The sequence below is a fragment of the Tabrizicola sp. M-4 genome, from assembly GCF_051132405.1.
Classification (GTDB): domain Bacteria; phylum Pseudomonadota; class Alphaproteobacteria; order Rhodobacterales; family Rhodobacteraceae; genus Paragemmobacter.
Genome location: NZ_CP128606.1, coordinates 1,453,921 through 1,473,052, shown reverse-complemented (window position 1 = coordinate 1,473,052; position 19,132 = coordinate 1,453,921). Strand labels below are relative to the sequence as shown.

Sequence of the window (19,132 nt, the reverse complement as noted above, 5' to 3'; positions counted from 1 at the left end):
GGAGGAAAGCTATGGAGGCCCGACGGGGATGGCAAGGCGTGCGGGCGGTCAGGCCAGCGGGAGGTGAAGGGTGAAGGTGCTGCCCGCGCCCTCGCGGCTTTCGACGGTGATGTCAGCCCCGATCTGTTCGGCAAGGCGGCGACAGATGGTCAGGCCGATTCCGGTGCCGCCGATGATGCTGTTTTCGTGACCGAGACGGTCGAAGGGCGTGAAGAGGCGCTGCAGGCGGTCGGCGGGGATGCCGATGCCGGTATCGCGGACATGGATGGCAAGCCGGTTGCCATGCTGCGCGGTGGAGACGGTGACGCTGCCCCCGTCGCGGTTGTACTTCACGGCGTTGGAGAGAAGCTCCGCAAGGATCCTGTGGATGATTTCCGGGTCTCCGATGACCTTGGGCACTTCGGTCCGGTCGTCGAAGCGCAGGGCGATGGGCCTGCCGTTGAGGGTGGCGCGGGCCTCTTCGACGGCGTTGAAGATGGCGGGCCGCGGGTCGAGCGGTTGCGGTTTGCCGCCCGTTTCCCCCTTTTCGATGCGGGCCAGTTCGATGACCCCGTCGACGAGTTCCAGCATCCGCCAGCCCGCCGCCGAGATGGCCGCGACCTGCTGGCGCTGATCGGGGTCGAGCGGGCGTTCGCTGGCGGCGAGAAGGTCGGAGAAACCGATGATCGCGTTGAGGGGCGTGCGGAATTCATGGCTCATGGCCGACAGGAAATTGGCCTTGGCGCGGTTGGCCGATTGCAGCCTGTCGCCCATCTGGACGAGGAAATCGCCCACCGTCTGCAATTCCGCCACCGCATAGGCATGGCCGGGGGCGACCGTGCCGCCTTCGGAGATGCGGCTCATGTTGCCCTCGATCTCGGCCAGGGGTTGCGCCACGCGGGCGGACATGTCCTGCGAGCGGCGCCAGAGGAAGAGGAAGAAGACGAAATAGAAGACGATGAGGATGGCCAGCATGGCCCATGACACGAAGGTCAACTCGTCGCGCAGGGTCGTGGCACCGGCGAGGAGGCTTTGCTCACTGGTCAGGACGATGAGTTTCCATTGCGGGCCGGCGATGGTGGCCCATGACGCGATCATCGGGCGGCCGAGATCGACACGGGTCTGGCCCGAGGGGGCGGATTGGATCGCCTCGCCCATGGGGAAGAGTTCGGCGCGGCGATAGAGGTTGAAGCTGTCGGGTTTGAACGTGTCCTGAAGGATCGCTTCTTCGTAGCTGTGGTCGATCAGTTCCGAGACGCCCAGATCCGCCTCGCCCGCCGGGGGAAGCGCAAGGATGGTGCCGTCGCGGCCCACGAGGATGGCGTAACCGTCGCCCTTGAATTCGATGTCCAGCACCTGATCGACGATGGTGTCGATCGTGATGTCGATGCCGACCACGCCTTCGAGGAAATCGGGGCGGTCGATGGCATAGGCGGGCGCGATGGCCGAGACCATCCAGCCCGAACCCGCAGGATCGACATAGGCGTCGGTCCAGACGACCTTGCGGTCTGGGTTATGGGTGGCGTCGGCCTCGTAATAGAAATTGTAGCTCGCGATATCCATCCGGGGGGGATAGATCGCCAGTACGTCGAACCACGGATAGATGCGGTTCAGGCTGTCATGGGTGTTCAGGTAGAGTTGCGCGATCAGGGGATCGGCCTGCCTGATGGATTTCATGATCGGATCAAGACGGGCGCTGCGCCAGACCTTCTGCCGTTCGGCGGGGCCGACGGGCACGAAACCGCTATAGAAGACCGCCGATCCACCGGTATCTTGCAGCGCATAGAAGACGCCATCGGGCGAGGTGGCGTAATTCGCAAGCTCGGCCGGGCCGGGTTCGGGCGCGGGCGCGGCCAGCGCGCGGGCGGATTCGTCGGCATAGACGCGGGTCAGGCCCGCGATGGTTTCGAGGCGGCGGGCGATGACCTCGGCCTCGCGGTCGGCGGCATCGTCCAGCGCGGCGGTGGAAATGTCGGTGACGGCGGCGGCGCTGCGGTCATAGACCACGCGGCTGGTGCCCCAGTAGAGCGCGACGAAGGTGAGTTCGATGAGCAAAAGCGGCACCAGCGCCGCGCGGAGATAGGACCGCCAGAGCCATGACTTGAGCGGCTGGGGACCGCCCTTCGCATGCTGCTCTGATGCCTGTGACATGGGTTTTCCAAATGACGGGGGCGGTCTTGCCCCGCGATAATCATGGATTAGGTAACCTGAATAGTCGCCGGAATGCGAAGGTTTTCGTAGTCGCACTGCTTTCGAGAGGGGGCACTACATCCTTTCGTATGGGCGGGCGTGATGGGACGGGATGGCGATGAAGACGGGGGCTTTACGAATCTGCGCCCGTGGCTAGATAAATGTTCCATGAATGTTCTCGTCTGGTTCAAACGCGATCTGCGCCTGCATGACCACCCTGCCCTGTCGCGCGCGGCGGAGATGGGGGCGGTGCTGCCGCTCTACATCCTGGAGCCGGACTATTGGCAACTGCCCGACACCTCGGCCCGGCAATGGGCCTTTACCGCCGAGGCGCTGGCCGATCTGCGCGAGGGGCTGGCGGCGCTGGGGGCGCCGCTGGTGCTGCGCGTGGGGGATGCGGTGGCGGTGCTGGAGCGGCTGTGCCGCCAGCACGACATCGCCCGCATCCTGAGCCATGAGGAGACGGGGAACCTGTGGACCTATGCGCGCGACCGCCGGGTGGCGGCATGGGCGCGCGGCGCGGGGATCGACTGGCAGGAAATGCCGCAGCAGGGCGTGGTGCGCAGGCTTGCCTCGCGCAATGGCTGGGCGCGGATGCGGGACGGCTTCGCGGGCGCCCCTCAGGTCGCCGCTCCCGCGGCGCTGAGGGGCGTGGCGGGGGTGGAGCCGGGGGTGATCCCCTCGGCCCGCGCGCTGCGTCTGGCGGAGGACCCCTGCGCCCACCGGCAGGCCGGGGGGCGCGGGCGCGGGCTGCAACTGATGGAGAGTTTCCTTGCCCAGCGGGGCGAGGGTTATCGCGCGGGCATGTCCTCGCCCCTGTCAGGGGAGCGGGTCTGTTCGCGGCTGTCGGCGCATCTGGCGGTGGGGGCGCTGTCCTCGCGCGAGGTGGTGCAGGCGGCGGCGGCGCGGGCGGCGGAGCGCCCCGTCGGGCGGTGGCCGGGGGCGATTGCCAGTTTCCAGAGCCGGATGGCGTGGCGCGATCATTTCATCCAGAAGCTGGAGAGCGAGCCGCAGATCGAGTTGCGCGCCCTGCACCGCGCGGCGGATGCGCTGCGCCCGCGCGAGCCGGATGCCGCACGCCTTGCCGCATGGCAGGCGGGCGAGACGGGGATGCCCTTCCTTGACGCCTGCATGCGCTATCTGCGGGCGACCGGGTGGCTGAATTTCCGGATGCGGAGCATGGTGATGGCGGTGGCCTCCTATCACCTCTGGCTGGACTGGCGGGCGACTGGGGCGGTGCTGGCGCGGCGTTTCACCGATTACGAACCCGGCATCCATTGGCCGCAGGTGCAGATGCAGGCCGGGGTGACGGGGATCAACACGATCCGCATCTACAACCCCGTGAAGCAGGGCCATGATCAGGACCCGACGGGGGCCTTCACCCGGCGCTGGGTGCCGGAACTGGCCGGAGTGCCCGATGCCTTCCTGCAGGAGCCGTGGAAATGGCCGGGGGCACGGGGCGTGCTGGGGCGGCTGTATCCGGAACCCATCGTCGACATTGCCGCCGCCGCCCGCGCCGCGCGCGATGCCTGCTGGGGCCTGCGCAAGGAGCGTGGCCATGCGCAGGAGATGGCCGAGGTGATCGAGCGCCATGCCAGCCGCGCCGATCCGCGTTTCGTCAATGACCGCAGCCCCCGCCCGCGCCGCCGCGCGGATTCGGGACAGTTGAGCCTTGATCTCTGATGGCGAAGATGCGCCGCAAGGGCGACCTGCCCCAGAAGCCCTGCGCCCAATGCGGGCGGCCTTTCGCGTGGCGGAAGAAATGGGAAAAGGTATGGGACGAGGTGCGTTTCTGTTCTGACCGCTGCCGGGGTGAGGCGAGGCGGGGCAAGCCTCAGGACAGATAGGCGGTGCAGGCGGATTCCAGCGCCTGCGCGCGGCGGGCGGCGCGGGCCATGGCGGCGGGGCTGCCGTGGCGGGACTGGCCCAGCAGCGTGGCATGGGCGGCCTTCGCCTCGATCCGCCAAGCCATGACGCGTGGCGCGGCATCGGGTGGCGTGAGCGCCTCCACCACCTCCAGCAGGGCGGCGCGGCGGGACTTGGTGGCCTCGGATGCGGGGCCGTCGACCAGCCATTGATGTTCCATCAGGGCGGAAAGCCTGCCCGCGCAGGTGGCGAAGAAATGCAGGGGATTGTCGGGAAGGTCGCTGTCGGCGCGGGCCGCGGGCGCAGCGGCAAGCGCGCAGAGAAGCGCCGTGGCGCGGAGATATTTTCTTAAACCGCCCATGTTTGCAGCATGGGTTGATTTTTTCCGCCGATCAAGTGGGCGAAATGAAAACTCCGCCCCGAGGCGGCGGGGCATGTTGTCCCTTTCGCGGAAGGCAGCGCATGACGCTGCCCTCCTGCCTGTGTTCCGTCGCGATCAGAAGGTTCCGTAGCCACGGCGGTCGCGATTGGCGGAGGCCACGCGCAGGGGCGCGGCGGAGGGTGATTTCCGGCTGGCGATCATCTCCTGTATCTGAGCGAAGACATCGGGCGGCAGACCGTCCAGCGACAACGCACCCGGATCTTTCGGCGCGGCCAGACGGAAGCGGCCGACGGTGGATTTGACCGACTGGATGGCCGAGCGCATCTCGGCCGCCGAGGCGGCAAGCTGATCGGCCTGGCTGGAGGTGGACATGGCGGCGCGGGCCACCTCGCCGATGGCGGCGTTGATCTGCGCGACGCCGCGCGACTGTTCCTCGCTGGCGGTGGCGATGGAGGAGACGAGATCCTCGGATTTCTTCACATCGCTGGCGATGACGCCGAAGGCGGATTTCGCCTCGCTGGAGATGCGGACGCCGTCCTGCACCTTGACGGTGGCGTCCTCGATCAGATCCGACGTCTCGCGCGCGGCGCGGGCGGAGCGTCCGGCGAGGTTGCGCACCTCTTGCGCGACGACGGCAAAACCGCGGCCATGCTGGCCCGCCCGCGCGGCCTCGACGGCGGCATTGAGGGCGAGGAGGTTGGTCTGGAAGGCGATCTCGTCGATGACCTTGATGATCTTGGCGATATCCTCGCTGGAGGTGCGGATGCCGGCCATGGCGGTGACCATGTCACCGATCTTGCGCTGCCCGTCATCGGCGGCGCGCGAGGCGGAGACGATCAGTTCCCTCGCGCCGACGGCGGCGCTGGCATTGGCCTTGACCTGAAGGTCGGTCTCTTCGGCCGAGGAGGACACCTCATCGACCGAGGCGGAGGTGATCTGCGAGCTTTTCGCGAGGTCCTGGCTGCTTTCCGAGACCTGCCCAACGAGTTCGGCGATCTGTTCGACCTGCGTCGAGATGGTCGCGAAGGTGGCGTTCAGGCTTGAATAGGCCGCGGCGAAGGCGTCGATGATCTGACGGAAATCGCCGGTGAAATCGGAGGCATCGACGGCGCGGTCGAGGCGCCCTTCGACGATGGCGACGGAAAGATCCTTGATCTCGTCCACCACACGGCGGAAATTGTCGCGGATGGCGTCCATGCCTTCGTTGATGAAGGCCCGGTCGCCGCTGAAGCGCTCCATCTGGAAGTCGAAATTGCCCTCGGCATATTGCGCGGCGCAAGCGATGATCTTCTTCTTGGTGGCGATGTGGTTCTGCACCATCTCGTTCACGCGACCGGCGAGATCGGCAAGATCGGGGCGGTACTTCGCAGGGTCGGTGAAGACGGAGATGCGCCCTTCGGCATGGGCGATGGCCATGTCGCGGATCTCGGCGATGACGGATTCGATCTGGCGCTTGCCCTCGACGGCGGCGGTCATGTCCTTCCATTCCACCCAGACCGATTGCATCGCCCCGTCGGGGCCGAATTTCGGGGTGGCGCGGAAGGCGAGGTCGCGGCCACCGATGGTGAACTTGCCATCATGCGGTTTCGACAGGCCCGACATCAGGCGGCGCTGGTAGATCGGGTTCTTGTGGAAGACGTCGATCGATTTTCCGATCACGTCGCGGGCGCGGAAATGGGGCAGATCCTCCTGGATCGAGGCCTCCATCTCTTCGAACATGGCGTAGGCGGCTTCGTTGACGAAGCGGATCACCATATCGGCGTCGGCGAGCATGATGGGGTTCGAAAGGATCTGTAACGCGCCCTTCGCATCCACACCCTCGAATACCGTTTCACCAGAGCTGCGTTCCAAGGTCATTCCTACCTCCGATTGTGACGACGCCAAGCAGGAACGTCGAAACACCAATGAATATTAGGAATTGGGAGGGTATTGCGGGGCGGAGAGGGGTGCGCATTCGGATGTAACGGGAAGTATACATCTGCTGCGCATTTTTTCTAACAACCGCGCTGCGGCGGCAACCGGACCGGGGCGCGAAACAGGACGCCGCCCCGGAGGAGGGCGGCGCGGCGGGATGCCCCGATGAGGAGCGGAAGGTGCCGCGGGCCGGGTGCCGGGAAGCGCCCCGACATCCGGCCCGCGGCGGACCCGCCCCCTGCCCTGCCGCCTTGCGTCAGGCGGCGCGCAGGTAGGGCGGTTCGGTTTCGGCGACCTCCGTCTCGGTCGAGACCTGCGCCGCCGCCGTGGCGTTCTGCTGGATCACCGAGTCGAGGTCGCGGATCGCCTCGTTGATCTGTTCGATGCCGATCGTCTGTTCGCTGGAGGCCGCGCTGATGGCCTGCACCAGATTGGCCGTCTGCTGGATCGCCGGGACAAGAGCCGCAAGCCGCGCGCCCGCCTTCTGGCTGACATCCAGCGTGCTGCCCGAAAGTTCGCTGATCTCCGTCGCCGCGTCCTGGCTGCGCTCGGCCAGTTTGCGCACCTCGGAGGCCACGACCGCGAAGCCAAGGCCGTGCTGCCCAGCCCGCGCGGCCTCCACCGCCGCGTTCAGCGCCAGAAGGTCGGTCTGACGCGCGATCTCGCGCACGATGGTGATCTTTTCCGCAATCAACGCCATGGCCTTGACCGCATCGCCCACCACGGCCCCGGTTTCCGCCGCGTCATGGGCCGCCTGCAGCGCGATGCGTTCGGTCTGGGCGGCGTTGTCGGCGGATTGGCGGATATTGGCGCGCATCTCTTCCATCGAGGCGCTGGCTTTTTCGGCGGCGGCGGCCTGCTCCGTCGCGCCCCGGCTGAGCTGCGCCATCAGGCGGTCCATCTCGGCGCGGCGCTGTTCGCGCTCGGCCGCCTGCGCGGCGGAGATGCGGGCCAGACGGTCCCCCTCGCGCAGGTCGTCACGCAGCTTGATGCAGGCGGAGGTCAGGTCGCCCACCTCGTCGCGGGTGGCGACAGGGCGGATCTCGACGGCATAGTCGCGCTCTTTCAGGCGACCGAGCATGCTGGCCACGGTGCGCACCGGGCGCATGGTGCGGTGGATCAGGAAGAGGCAGAGGAGGGAGGCCACGAGGATCAGCACGGCGGAAATCACCGCAAGCTGGGTGGCGGTTTCCATGAAGAGCGCATTGATCTGCACCAGCGACTTGCCCGCGAAGACCGCACCCACGATATTGCCGGAGGCGTCGAAGACGGGTTCATAGCGGGTGAGATAGGGTTCGCCCAGGATGGTGGCGTCACCCGTGAAGACCTCACCCCGCAGCAGAACGGGCAGCACCGGCCCCTTGGGATCCAGCGGAGTGCCCACCACGCGGCTGCCATCCGCGGCGGTGATGCTGGTCATCAGGCGGATGAACTCCTTCGTTTCGGGGGTGAAGGTGAAATAGGTCACATGCACGCCGAGTCCTGCGAAGACGGCATCGGCGGGGGCTTCGGGGATGACCACCGCGCCTCCCGTGCCGGTGATGGCATGGATGCGGCCCTTTGCGGCCTCGCCCGCGGCAAAGCCCTGCGCCTCGTGCGGGAGAGCGCGGGAAAAGGCGAGAATGGCGGCATCGACGACCGCCGCAGTCGAGGCGCGCAGATCGCGCTCCTTCTGGGTCAGGGCGACGGCAAGAAGGGCTGCGGTGACGATCAGCATCGCCGTGAAGAGGACAGCGACAAGCCGGGTCCTGAGGGAGAGGCGGGGGAGGAACTTCATGCGGGCACTCCGAATAGATGAAAACAGGATTCACCATTAGGACGACGCCGATCGCAGCTTGTTTAACCGCCGGTTGAGTGCGGCTGGGGGTGCCGCGGGCCGGGCGTCGGAAAGCGCCCCGACATCCGGCCCGCGGCGGACCCGCCCCCTGCCCTGCCGCCTTGCGTCAGGCGGCGCGCAGGTAGGGCAGTTCGGTTTCGGCGACTTCCGTCTCGGTCGAGACCTGCGCCGCCGCCGTGGCGTTCTGCTGGATCACCGAGTCGAGGTCGCGGATCGCCTCGTTGATCTGTTCGATGCCGATGCTCTGCTCGCTGGACGCGGCGCTGATGGCCTGCACGAGGTTCGCCGTCTGCTGGATCGCCGGGACAAGCGCCGCGAGTTTCGCGCCCGCCTTGCCGCTGACATCCAGCGTGGTGCCCGACAGTTCGCCGATCTCGATGGCGGCCTGCTGGCTGCGCTCGGCCAGTTTGCGCACCTCGGAGGCCACGACGGCGAAGCCAAGGCCGTGCTGCCCAGCCCGCGCGGCCTCCACCGCCGCGTTCAGCGCCAGAAGGTCGGTCTGACGCGCGATCTCGCGCACGATGGTGATCTTTTCCGCAATCAACGCCATGGCCTTGACCGCATCGCCCACCACGGCCCCGGTTTCCGCCGCGTCATGGGCCGCCTGCAGCGCGATGCGTTCGGTCTGGGCGGCGTTGTCGGCGGATTGGCGGATATTGGCGCGCATCTCTTCCATCGAGGCGCTGGCCTTCTCGGCAGCGGCGGCCTGTTCGGTCGCGCCCCGGCTGAGCTGCGCCATCAGGCGGTCCATCTCGGCGCGGCGCTGTTCGCGCTCGGCCGCCTGCGCGGCGGAGATGCGGGCCAGACGGTCCCCCTCGCGCAGGTCGTCGCGCAGCTTGATGCAGGCGGAGGTCAGGTCGCCCACCTCGTCGCGGGTGGCGACAGGGCGGATCTCGACGGCATAGTCGCGCTCTTTCAGGCGGGTCAGCGTGTTGGCGATGGAGCGGACCGGGCGCATGGTGCGGTTGATAAGGAAGACGGAGACGATCCCGGCAACGACCATCAGCCCCAGCGCGACGAGACCCAGCCAGAGCGTGGTCTCCCGCATCATCGTCGCAATGTCCGAGATGGATTTGCCCACGCCCACGGACCCGACGATGTTGCCTGCGGCATCATAGGCCGGTTCATAGCGGGTCAGGTGCAATTCGCCGAGGATCATGCCGTCGCCGACATAGACCTCGTCCCGCAAGAGCGCCGCCGTGGCCGGACCGGTGGGATCGAGCGGCGAGCCCACGGCGCGGGTGCCATCGGGGGCGGTGACGCTTGTCATCACGCGGACGAATTGCCGGGTGGCGGGGTCGAGCCGGAAATAGGTGACTTGGACTCCGGTGCCTTGGTAGATGGAATCGACCACTTCCTCCGAGATGGCAACCTGCGCATCCTCCACGATCAGGCTGTTGTAGCGGCCCGCGACAGGCGTGCCGACGCTGAACCCGCTGGCCCGGACAGGCAGGTTCTGGGACAGCGCCCAGATCGCGGTATTCACGCGTTCCCCGGCGAAATCGCGCAGCTGCCTTTCCTTGCTGGAAAGGACCACGACGACAAGGGTGGCCGTCACGGCAATCATGGCAGTGAACAGCACGGCAAGCATCCGCATGCGGAGCGACAGTCGGCTAAGGAAGGGCAAGGGCGATCTCCAAAAGATGAATCTTTAACTCGGAGATTAGACGGAGGGGAAAACCCGGCCTTTAGGGATCGCGCAGGGCAAGCCGCCTGAGGGTGGCCCGATCCCGATCACGTTGCCGTTATCCAAAGCGAAAAGGCCCTGCCGCGGGGGCAGGGCCTTCGTTTCGGGTCCCGGTCTGCCGGGGATTACTTCATCGCCATGGAGGCCGCGCTTTCCGGCAATTCCTCGCCGAAGCAGCGCTGGTAGAATTCGGCGACGGTCTGGCGTTCCAACTCGTCACATTTGTTCAGGAAGGACAGGCGGAAGGCATAACCCACGTTGCGGAAGATTTCCGCGTTCTGTGCCCAGTTGATGACAGTGCGCGGCGACATGACGGTCGAAAGGTCCCCGTTCATGAAGGCCGTGCGGGTGAGATCGGCGACAGTGACCATCTGGTTGATGGTCTTGCGGCCTTTCTCTGTGTTGTAATGGGGGTTCTTGGCCAGCACGATGGCGGCCTCGGCATCGTGGGACAGATAGTTCAGCGTGGCGACGAGCGACCAGCGGTCCATCTGCGCCTGGTTGATCTGTTGCGTGCCGTGATAGAGGCCGGTCGTATCCCCCAGACCCACCGTGTTCGCCGTGGCAAACAGGCGGAAGGACGGATGGGGTGTGATGATTTCGTTCTGGTCCAGAAGCGTCAGCTTGCCGTCATGTTCCAGCACGCGCTGGATGACGAACATCACATCGGCGCGGCCCGCGTCATATTCGTCGAAGACGATGGCAACGGGATTGCGCAGCGCCCAGGGCAGGATGCCTTCGTGGAATTCGGTCACCTGCTTGCCGTCACGCAGCTTGATCGCGTCCTTGCCGATCAGGTCGATCCGGCTGATATGGCTGTCGAGGTTGACGCGCACGCAGGGCCAGTTCAGCCGCGCCGCCACCTGTTCGATATGGGTGGATTTGCCGGTGCCGTGATAGCCTTGGATCATCACGCGGCGGTTGTAGGCAAAGCCTGCGAGGATGGCGAGCGTCGTGTCGGGGTCGAACTTGTAGGTGGGGTCGATTTCCGGCACGCGGTCGGTGCGGTCGGCGAAGCCCTTGACCTTCATGTCGGTGTCGATGCCGAACACGTCCCGGACAGAGATTTCTTCGGTGGGTTTCATCACAGTGTCCAGCATTCCGTCCGCCATAAGGTCCATCACGCCCCCGAGCGGGGCCCTGCCGATGTGTGGAACATATCGCGGGGGGCTGCAAGGGGAAGGGCGGCAGAGAGGCGCGCACAAGCGACATCGGCACGCGGTGTGGCCGCGCGGGGCTGGCGAGGCGGAGGGCGGGCCTCTATCTAGGACACCATGACACAGAAACACCGACTGATCCGCGCACTCCTCCTTGCGATATTCACCGCGGCGGCCCTCGCGCGGGCGGAACTGGGCGCGGATAGCGAGGCATCGGCCCTGTTCACGCCCGCCTTCGCGGCGGCGCTGCTGCCTGCCCTGCTGGGTGGTTGGCTGCTGGCGGGGCTCTTCGGCGCGCCGGGCGCGGCAGGATGGCTGCGGGCGGCGGCGGCGGGGGGTGGGTTGTTGATCGCGGTGGGGCTGCTGGTGCCGCTGCTGCTCCCGATCACGGGCGGGCGCGCCGATGGGATGCTGGCGCTGCTGACGGCGCTGCCGCGCTGGCCTCTGGCCTGGGGGGCGGCGGTGGCAGGCATCGCCGCGACGCAGGCCGTGGCGATGCGGCAGGGGCGGGATCAGTCGCGGAAATAGCGGCTGTCCTTGATCTGGTCCCAGGCCCAGACCACCTCTTGCAGGCGGTCCTCGTCCGACCGGTCGCCACCGTTCATGTCGGGGTGAAGATCCTTGACCAAGGATTTGTACTGCTTGCGGATTTCCGCCTTGGTCATGGTGTCGCGGGCATCGAGTATCTCGAGCGCCTTGCGTTCCGTGGGCGGCAGTTTGCGCGTGGCATTTCCGGTGGGCTTGGCGGGGTTCAGCGTGGCCTTTTCGCCAAGGATCGCCATCGGATCGTCTACGCCAAGGCGTGCCCATGCCCGGCCTTCGTCGGGTTTCTTGCCGAAGGGTTCGGTCGCCCTGCCCCAGACCCGATCCTTTTCGAGGAATTTCTGGAATTCCTCATCCGTGGTGCCCTGAAAGAAGTTCCACTTCAGGTTGTACTCGCGGACATGGTCCTTGCAGAACCAGAAATACTCGTCGAGGTGGTCGGGCGATTTGGGGGCGCGATAGGCCCCCTGTTCCTTGCATCCCGGATATTCGCATTGCTTTTGCGAGGTCTCGAAGGCCCCGGACATGCCGCGCCGTCCCGTCTTGCGACGTTTCTTGTCGGCAGAGACGCGGAGATCGAATTCGAAGGGGGGGCGGGATGTCATTCTGAAGCAGGCCTTTCCGACTCGGAGGCGAGAGTTTAGGGGTTCTCGCAGCAGAGAGAAGAGGGGGCGGCGAAAAATGGCCGTGAGCGACGAAATCACCCAGCGGTTGACGCAGGCCTTCCAGCCGACCGAGTTGGAGGTGGTGAACGACAGCCACCGCCATGCGGGCCATGCCGGGGATGACGGGTCGGGAGAAAGCCATTTCCGCGTGAAGATCCGCGCCGCGGCCTTTGCCCAGATGGGTCGCGTGGAACGGCACCGCGCAGTGCAGAAGGCCTTGGGCGATCTGAACACGCGCATCCATGCGCTGGCCTTGGACATCGGCTGAATTGAGCTTGCCCCCAAGGGGGCTGCGCATTCCTTTTGCCTCGCCTGCGCGCTTTCGCGCTCCGGCTCAGGCCGGGGGTCCCCCCCAGACCCCCGGGGTATTTTCCTCCGAAACGAAGGGCATGCCGCTTCGTACCGGGCCAAATACCCGCGGGGGAGACGGCCGGAACGGACGGCTGGGGCGGCAGCCCCCCTTCGAGCCGGAGCGCGCAAGCGCGCAGGCGAGGCAAAGGGAATGCGCGCGAAGGCGCGCTCCGCTTGGAACCCGTCAGATGCTGCGCAGGCGGGCGCGGGCCTTGAGTTCCAGCCGCCGGCGGTGCAGCACGGGTTCGGTATAGCCCGAAGGCTGCGCGCGCCCGTCGAAGACCAGATCGCAGGCGGCCTTGAAGGCGATGCCGTCGAAACCGGGGGCCATCGGGCGGTAGGCGGGATCGCCCGCGTTCTGGCGGTCCACCACGACGGCCATCTTGCGGAAGGCGGCCATGACCTGCGCCTCCGTCACCACGCCGTGATGCAGCCAGTTGGCAAGCGCCTGCGCCGAGATGCGGCAGGTGGCGCGATCCTCCATCAGGCCCACGTCATGGATGTCGGGAACCTTGGAGCAGCCGACGCCCTGATCGACCCAGCGCACGACATAGCCGAGGATGCCCTGCGCGTTGTTCTCCACCTCGGCGCGGATTTCGGCATCGGACCAGTTCTGCCCTGTGGCGAGGGGGAGGGTCAGCAGATCCTCCAGCCGCCCGCGCGGGCCGCCCTTGGCGATGGCATCCTGCACGGCCATGACATCGACGCGGTGGTAATGCGTGGCATGCAGCGTGGCCGCCGTCGGTGACGGGACCCAGGCGCAGGTGGCGCCCGCCTTCGGATGGGCGATCTTGGCCTCCAGCATCGCGGCCATCAGATCGGGCATCGCCCACATCCCCTTGCCGATCTGGGCGCGGCCCTTCAGGCCGCAGGCAAGGCCGATATCGACATTGCGGTCCTCATAGCTCTTGATCCAGGCCGCCCCCTTCATGTCGCCCTTGCGGATCATCGGGCCTGCTTCCATCGAGGTGTGGATCTCGTCCCCCGTGCGGTCGAGGAAGCCCGTGTTGATGAAGGCCACGCGGTCGGCCGCGGCGCGGATGCATTCCTTGAGGTTGGCGCTGGTGCGGCGTTCCTCATCCATGATGCCGAGTTTCACGGTATGGCGGGGCAGGCCCAGCGTCTCCTCCACCCGGTCGAAGATCGTACAGGCGAAGGCCACCTCTTCCGGCCCGTGCATCTTGGGCTTCACCACATAGACCGAGCCGTGGAGCGAGTTGCGCGGGCCTTGGGTCTTTTGCAGGTCGTGCAGCGCGCAGAGCGTGGTGACGAAGGCATCCATGATGCCTTCCCCCACCTCGCGACCCTGCGGGTCGAGGATGGCGGGGTTGGTCATCAGATGCCCCACATTGCGCACCAGCATGAGCGCGCGGCCCTTGAGCGAGAGGGGCGTGCCGTCCGGGGCGATGAAGGCATAGTCGTCGCGCAGGCGGCGTTCGATGGTCTGGTCGCCCTTCCGCACCATCTCCACAAGATCGCCCTTCATCAGGCCCAGCCAGTTGCCATAGGCGAGAACCTTGTCCTCGGCATCCACCGCCGCGACGCTGTCCTCGCAATCCATGATGGCGGAAAGGGCGGATTCCATGCGGATATCGGCAAGCCCCGCCGGATCGTCGGCACCGATGCGGTGGCCGGGGTCGATGCGCAGGACAAGGTGAAGGCCGTTGTTGCGCAGCAGGATGGCAGAGGGATTGGCGGCCTCGCCCCGGTAGCCTGCGAATTGGGCGGGGGTCTTCAGCGCGGGGGAAAGCTGGCCGTCCTTCACCGCATAGCGAGTGACGGCGGCATGGCTGCCCTTGGCAAGCGGGGCCACGTCGTCGAGGAAGGCCTTGGCCCAGGCGATGACGCGGGCCCCGCGGGCGGGATCATAGGCCTTGCCCTGCGGCGCATCGCCCAGCGCATCGGTGCCGTAGAGCGCATCGTAGAGCGAGCCCCAGCGCGCATTGGCGGCGTTGAGCGCATAGCGTGCGTTCATCACCGGCACCACCAGTTGCGGGCCGGGGACGGAGGCGATCTCGGGATCGGTCCCGGTGGTGCGGATGGTGAAATCGGGGCCTTCGGGCAGCAGATAGCCGATCTCGCGCAGGAAGGCGGTATAGGCCGCCGCGTCATGCGGTTGGCCCTTGCGGGCGCGGTGCCATTCGTCGATCTGCGCCTGCATCCGGTCGCGGGTTTCCAGCAAGGTCCGGTTCACCGGGCCAAGCGTCATCACTGCATCGGCAAGGCCCTGCCAGAAGCTGTCTGCCGCGATGCCCGTGCCCGGCAGCGCCCGCCCCTCGATGAAGGCGACCATGCGGGCATCCACCTGCAAACCATGGCGATCCTGCCGTTCCATCCGCTGCTCCTGCCGTTCGGTATGCGATGGCACACCATAGCGAAACCGCCCTGCCCGCCGCAACCTGCGGGCGGCGCGGATTTGCGTGGAAATCCGAACATCAGCTTTCGGATTTGGCGGGAAATGAGAACAATTCGTCATTTGGCTAAGTTTCTCCTTCCACGACTCGGGTCCGGCGTGATAGTTAGCGATATGGCTAAGCATGACATCGACCTCTCGCTTCTGTTCCACGCGCTGTCCGATCCGACGCGGCGGGCGATGCTGGAACGGCTGGCGCGGGGCCCTGCCCCGGTGTCGGAGCTTGCGGGGCCAACGGGTTTGCGGCTGCCCACGGTGATGCGCCATCTGGCAGTGCTGGAGGAGGCGGGCCTGATCACCACGGCCAAGGATGGGCGGGTGCGGTCTTGCGCCATGGTCCCGCAGGCGCTGGCGCCGATGCAGGATTGGCTGGGTGCCCAGCGCGCGCTGTGGGAGGCGCGGCTGGACCGGCTGGATGATTACGTGACGCGGCTGATGAAGGAGCGCGAGAGATGACCCCCGAAACCCTGCCCGATTTCGACCCGGCGCTGGACCTCGTGCTGCAGCGCGATCTCGCCGCGCCGCGCGATGTGATCTACCAATGCTGGACCACGCCGGAACATCTGATCCACTGGTTCGTGCCAAAGCCGCATCGGGTGACCGCCTGTCATCTGGATGTGCGGGTGGGCGGGGCCTGCAACACGACCTTCGACGTCGACGGCAATATCATGGAGAACAAGGGCGTCTATCTGGAAGTGGTGCCGAATGAGCGGCTGGTCTTCACCGATGCCTATTACGAAGGCTGGAAACCGGCCGCCGAGCCCTTCATGACCGCGATCCTGACCTTCGAGGATATCGGCGGGGGAAGGACGCGCTACACGGCCATCGCGCGCCACCGCAATGCCGAGACGGCGCGGCAGCATGCCGAGATGGGCTTCCATGATGGCTGGGGCACGGTGGCAAGCCAGCTTGAGGCCTATGCGCAGGGGTTGAAGTGATGGACCTGTCCGACCGCACGATGACCATCACCCGCGTGATCGCGGCGCCCGTGGCGTTGGTCTGGGGGGCGTGGTGGAACGCCGATTCCCTGCCGCAGTGGTGGGGGCCGGAGGGCTTTTCCTGCCGCACCGCCCGGATCGACCTGCGTGAAGGGGGTGAATGGCTGTTCGACATGATCGGGCCGGATGGCGCGGTCTGGCCGAACCATCACCGTTATGGGCGCGTGACCCCCGGGGCGCGGATCGATTACGCGCTGCATGCGGGGGAGGACGGGCCGAAACATGCCGATGCCACCGCCCTGTTCGAGGAGGTGCCGGAGGGCACGCGGATCACGTTGACGATGGTGTTCAACAGCGCCGAGGAATGGGCGCAGGCCAAGGGCTTTGGCGCCGAGGAACTGGGACTGCAGACCTTGGGCAAGCTGGCGGCGCGGATCGGGGCGTCGTGACCGCAAACGAAAAGGGGTGGCGCAAGGCCACCCCTTCCCCGACAGGGAGATGCCGGATCGTTCAGGCGCGGGCGGCCTTGGTCGCCTTGGCCCACCAAACCAGATCGTCCAGCGAGGCCTGCGCCGCGGGCAGCAGGTTCGCCTCGACATCCGCGATGTTGCCCGAACCGCCAAGGCCGGGATGGACCTTGAAGAAATCGCCCATGCCCAGATGCACGGCGTTGCGGGTGGGGACCATCTGCAACTCCACCGCGATGTTGCGCAGATGCTCCAGCGCGCGGGTGCCGCCGACCGAACCATAGGCAATGGCGGTCATCGGCTTGCGCGCCCATTCCACATAGGCCTGATCCAGCGCGTTCTTCAGCGCGCCGGTGATGGAGCGGTTGTATTCGGCGACGACGAAGATGTAGCCGTCGAATTCGGCCATCTTCTTCTGCCATTTCACCGCCGCTTCCGATTGCGAGGGTGCCCATGCGTTCGACGCCACTTCGTTGAAGAGCGGCAGGTCATAGTCGCGCAGGTCCACCAGTTCGACGTCCATGTCGGTGCGGGCTTTGGCCTGTGCCAGCATCCACTGGGCCGGGATGTCGGCAAAGCGCGTGGCGCGGGTGGAGCCGATGATGAGGGCGATCTTCGGGTTGCTCATGGCGGTGTCCGTTTCCATTGAGGAGGGTTGCGAATTCTGTGCGCCATAGATGCCAGTTGCCGGGCCGCGTTCAATTCGCAGGCGGCGCAAGCGGTCTGTGCGCCCATGCACCGAAGCGGCCTCTTGCGCATTTGGCCCTGCGGGGCGCGTTCCCGCCCTTGCCCCTGCCCGCCCCAAGTGCCAATCTGCCCCTGACGGGTGCTGCCTTCCGCGCGCCCCCCTTTGCGTGACCTGATGAACAAGCCCACAGACAACCCCGCCGATCCCTTCAAGAAGGCGCTGGCCGAGGCCACGCGCACCATGGCCGACGACCCGGACATGACCGTGCAATATTCGGTGGACCCGCCGGGCATGAACCGCGAGGGCGTGCGCCTGCCGCAGGTCAGCCGCCGCATGACGCGGGACGAGGTGATGCTGGCGCGCGGCACAGCGGATGCCTTCGCGCTGCGCCGCAAGTTCCATGACGACGGCGTCGCCGCGCGCTATGCGCCGCAGGGCAATCTGGCGCGCGAGATTTACGAGGCGATGGAAACCGCCCGCTGCGAGGCGGTGGGCGCCCGCGCCATGCCCGGCACGGCGGTGAACATCGACGCCAAGATCGCGCATGAGGCGGAGCGGAAGGGATATTCTCAGATCACCTCCATGCAGGACGCGCCCTTGTCGGTGGCGGCGGGATATCTGGTGCGCCATCTGGCGACGGGGCGCGACATGCCCAAGGGTGCCGGGAACGTCATGGACCTGTGGCGCGGCTTCATCGAGGAGCAGGCGGGCGGCACGCTGGAGAATATCGACCACGTGCTGGAGGATCAGGCGGCCTTCGCGCGGCTGGCGCGAAAGGTGATCTCGGACCTCGGCTATGGCGATCAACTGGGCGACGACCCCGATCAGGACGACCCCGACGATCAGGAGGGCGAGGCCGAGGAGGATCAGGACTCGCCGGAATCGGCGGGCGAGGAGGAGCAGGAGAGCGACGAATCCGAAGCCTCCCCCGAGCGCAGCCAGGAGGAACAGCAGGACCAGTCGCAGGCGCAGGTCACGATGGAGGACAGCGCCGACATGGAACAGGGCGACGAGGCGGAATTGCCGGAAGGCGAGGCCCCCTTGGAGCCGCCGCCCCCTGCCCCCTATTCCGACGCCGACCCGAACTACACCGTCTACACGCAGGATTTCGATGAGGAAATCCGTGCCGAGGAACTGGCCGAGGCGGCCGAGCTGGAGCGGCTGCGCGCCTATCTGGACCAGCAGTTGGAACCGCTGAAGGGGGCCGTGTCGCGGCTGGCGAACAAATTGCAGCGCCGCTTGCAGGCGCAGCAGAACAGGTCTTGGCTGTTCGACCTCGAAGAGGGGACGCTGGATGCGGGCCGTCTGGCGCGGGTCGTGGCGAACCCGACGACGCCTTTGTCCTTCAAGCAGGAGAAGGACACCGAATTCCGCGATACCTGCGTGACGCTGCTTCTGGACAATTCGGGGTCGATGCGGGGACGTCCGATTTCGATTGCCGCCATCTGTGCGGATGTGCTGGCGCGGACGCTGGAGCGCTGTTCGGTGAAGGTCGAAATCCTCGGCTTCACCACGCGGGCGTGGAAGGGCGGGCAAAGCCGCGAGCGGTGGCTGGCGCAGGGGCGGCCGCAGGGACCCGGACGTCTGAACGATCTGCGGCACATCATCTACAAGGGGGCGGATGCGCCATGGCGGCGGGCGCGGCCGAACCTTGGGCTGATGATGAAGGAAGGTTTGTTGAAAGAGAACATCGACGGCGAGGCGCTGGAATGGGCGCACCGCCGGATGCTGGCGCGGCCCGAGGCGCGCAAGATCCTGATGGTGATTTCGGACGGCGCGCCGGTGGATGACTCCACCCTGTCGGTGAACCCCGCGAATTTCCTTGAAAAGCACCTGCGCGACGTGATCGCGATGGTGGAGCGGCGGCGGCACGTGGAACTTATCGCCATCGGCATCGGCCATGACGTGACGCGCTATTACCAGCGTGCCGTGACGATCACGGATGTGGAGCAGTTGGCGGGCGCGATGACGGAACAGCTTGCGGGGCTGTTCGAGGTCGACCCGAAGAAACGGGCGAAGGCGGGCCTGCGGCGGGCCGGGTAAAGGGGGGCTGTC

The 19,132-nt window shown here is 66.6% G+C and carries 17 protein-coding genes; 8 read left to right on the top strand and 9 right to left on the bottom strand.

The features are described 5' to 3' along the window. Nucleotides 1-48: 48 nt before the first annotated feature. Nucleotides 49-2,130: a sensor histidine kinase gene (locus TabM4_RS07085; RefSeq protein ID WP_434620429.1), complete on the bottom strand. Its 2,082-nt coding sequence runs from the start codon at nucleotides 2,128-2,130 to the stop codon at nucleotides 49-51. Between the two features lie 207 nt (nucleotides 2,131-2,337). Between TabM4_RS07085 and TabM4_RS07080 the strand changes: the two genes are divergently transcribed. Then, nucleotides 2,338-3,852 carry an FAD-binding domain-containing protein gene (locus TabM4_RS07080; protein ID WP_434620426.1) on the top strand — a complete coding sequence of 505 codons (1,515 nt, stop codon included), beginning with the start codon at nucleotides 2,338-2,340 and terminating at the stop codon, nucleotides 3,850-3,852. After that, nucleotides 3,852-4,016: a DUF2256 domain-containing protein gene (locus TabM4_RS07075; RefSeq protein ID WP_434620423.1), complete on the top strand. Its 165-nt coding sequence runs from the start codon at nucleotides 3,852-3,854 to the stop codon at nucleotides 4,014-4,016. The genes TabM4_RS07080 and TabM4_RS07075 overlap by 1 nt, the downstream gene beginning before the upstream one ends. On the opposite strand, the gene TabM4_RS07070 is transcribed toward TabM4_RS07075, so the two are convergent. The 5 genes from TabM4_RS07070 to cobS all read right to left on the bottom strand — a co-directional run bounded on the left by TabM4_RS07070 (nucleotide 4,004) and on the right by cobS (nucleotide 10,967). After that, on the bottom strand, nucleotides 4,004-4,396 hold the full coding sequence (locus TabM4_RS07070) for a hypothetical protein (RefSeq protein ID WP_434620420.1): 393 nt from the start codon (nucleotides 4,394-4,396) through the stop codon (nucleotides 4,004-4,006). The two genes, TabM4_RS07075 and TabM4_RS07070, sit on opposite strands and share 13 nt — an antisense overlap. A 135-nt stretch (nucleotides 4,397-4,531) precedes the next feature. Further along, nucleotides 4,532-6,274 (bottom strand): methyl-accepting chemotaxis protein, encoded by a 1,743-nt coding sequence (locus tag TabM4_RS07065; protein WP_434620417.1) that lies wholly within the window; start codon nucleotides 6,272-6,274, stop codon nucleotides 4,532-4,534. A 313-nt stretch (nucleotides 6,275-6,587) separates the two neighbouring features. Beyond that, on the bottom strand, nucleotides 6,588-8,108 hold the full coding sequence (locus TabM4_RS07060) for a methyl-accepting chemotaxis protein (RefSeq protein WP_434620414.1): 1,521 nt from the start codon (nucleotides 8,106-8,108) through the stop codon (nucleotides 6,588-6,590). A 166-nt stretch (nucleotides 8,109-8,274) separates the two neighbouring features. Then, nucleotides 8,275-9,765: a methyl-accepting chemotaxis protein gene (locus tag TabM4_RS07055; protein WP_434620411.1), complete on the bottom strand. Its 1,491-nt coding sequence runs from the start codon at nucleotides 9,763-9,765 to the stop codon at nucleotides 8,275-8,277. 215 nt (nucleotides 9,766-9,980) lie between these two features. Then, nucleotides 9,981-10,967, bottom strand: coding sequence for a cobaltochelatase subunit CobS (gene cobS / locus TabM4_RS07050; protein ID WP_434621952.1), 987 nt, complete (start codon nucleotides 10,965-10,967; stop codon nucleotides 9,981-9,983). A 162-nt stretch (nucleotides 10,968-11,129) separates the two neighbouring features. Between cobS and TabM4_RS07045 the strand changes: the two genes are divergently transcribed. After that, on the top strand, nucleotides 11,130-11,540 hold the full coding sequence (locus TabM4_RS07045) for a hypothetical protein (protein ID WP_434620408.1): 411 nt from the start codon (nucleotides 11,130-11,132) through the stop codon (nucleotides 11,538-11,540). Here the strand turns inward: TabM4_RS07045 and TabM4_RS07040 are convergent. Beyond that, complete coding sequence (locus tag TabM4_RS07040; RefSeq protein WP_434620405.1) at nucleotides 11,525-12,160, bottom strand: J domain-containing protein; 636 nt, start codon at nucleotides 12,158-12,160, stop codon at nucleotides 11,525-11,527. The genes TabM4_RS07045 and TabM4_RS07040 overlap by 16 nt on opposite strands. A 76-nt stretch (nucleotides 12,161-12,236) precedes the next feature. Between TabM4_RS07040 and TabM4_RS07035 the strand changes: the two genes are divergently transcribed. Continuing rightward, nucleotides 12,237-12,488, top strand: a complete 252-nt coding sequence (locus TabM4_RS07035; protein WP_434620402.1) for a BolA family protein — start codon at nucleotides 12,237-12,239, stop codon at nucleotides 12,486-12,488. A 267-nt stretch (nucleotides 12,489-12,755) separates the two neighbouring features. Here the strand turns inward: TabM4_RS07035 and TabM4_RS07030 are convergent, their stop codons facing one another. After that, the gene (locus tag TabM4_RS07030; protein WP_434620399.1) at nucleotides 12,756-14,906 is read right to left on the bottom strand and encodes a malate synthase G; all 2,151 of its coding nucleotides are present in this window, start codon (nucleotides 14,904-14,906) and stop codon (nucleotides 12,756-12,758) included. A 192-nt stretch (nucleotides 14,907-15,098) separates the two neighbouring features. Between TabM4_RS07030 and TabM4_RS07025 the strand changes: the two genes are divergently transcribed. From TabM4_RS07025 to TabM4_RS07015, 3 genes are read left to right on the top strand one after another with little or no spacing between them, the layout of a single operon-like run. Then, complete coding sequence (locus tag TabM4_RS07025) at nucleotides 15,099-15,440, top strand: ArsR/SmtB family transcription factor (RefSeq protein WP_434620396.1); 342 nt, start codon at nucleotides 15,099-15,101, stop codon at nucleotides 15,438-15,440. Next, complete coding sequence (locus tag TabM4_RS07020) at nucleotides 15,437-15,922, top strand: SRPBCC family protein (RefSeq protein ID WP_434620393.1); 486 nt, start codon at nucleotides 15,437-15,439, stop codon at nucleotides 15,920-15,922. The genes TabM4_RS07025 and TabM4_RS07020 overlap by 4 nt, the downstream gene beginning before the upstream one ends. After that, nucleotides 15,922-16,371 carry an SRPBCC domain-containing protein gene (locus TabM4_RS07015; RefSeq protein WP_434620391.1) on the top strand — a complete coding sequence of 150 codons (450 nt, stop codon included), beginning with the start codon at nucleotides 15,922-15,924 and terminating at the stop codon, nucleotides 16,369-16,371. The genes TabM4_RS07020 and TabM4_RS07015 overlap by 1 nt, the downstream gene beginning before the upstream one ends. A gap of 61 nt (nucleotides 16,372-16,432) precedes the next feature. On the opposite strand, the gene TabM4_RS07010 is transcribed toward TabM4_RS07015, so the two are convergent. After that, on the bottom strand, nucleotides 16,433-17,017 hold the full coding sequence (locus tag TabM4_RS07010; protein ID WP_434620388.1) for an NADPH-dependent FMN reductase: 585 nt from the start codon (nucleotides 17,015-17,017) through the stop codon (nucleotides 16,433-16,435). A 234-nt stretch (nucleotides 17,018-17,251) separates the two neighbouring features. On the opposite strand from TabM4_RS07010, the gene cobT reads away from it, so the two are divergent. After that, entirely contained in the window at nucleotides 17,252-19,120 is a 1,869-nt protein-coding gene (gene cobT, locus TabM4_RS07005; RefSeq protein WP_434620385.1) for a cobaltochelatase subunit CobT, read from the top strand. The last annotated feature ends 12 nt before the right edge of the window (nucleotides 19,121-19,132 follow it).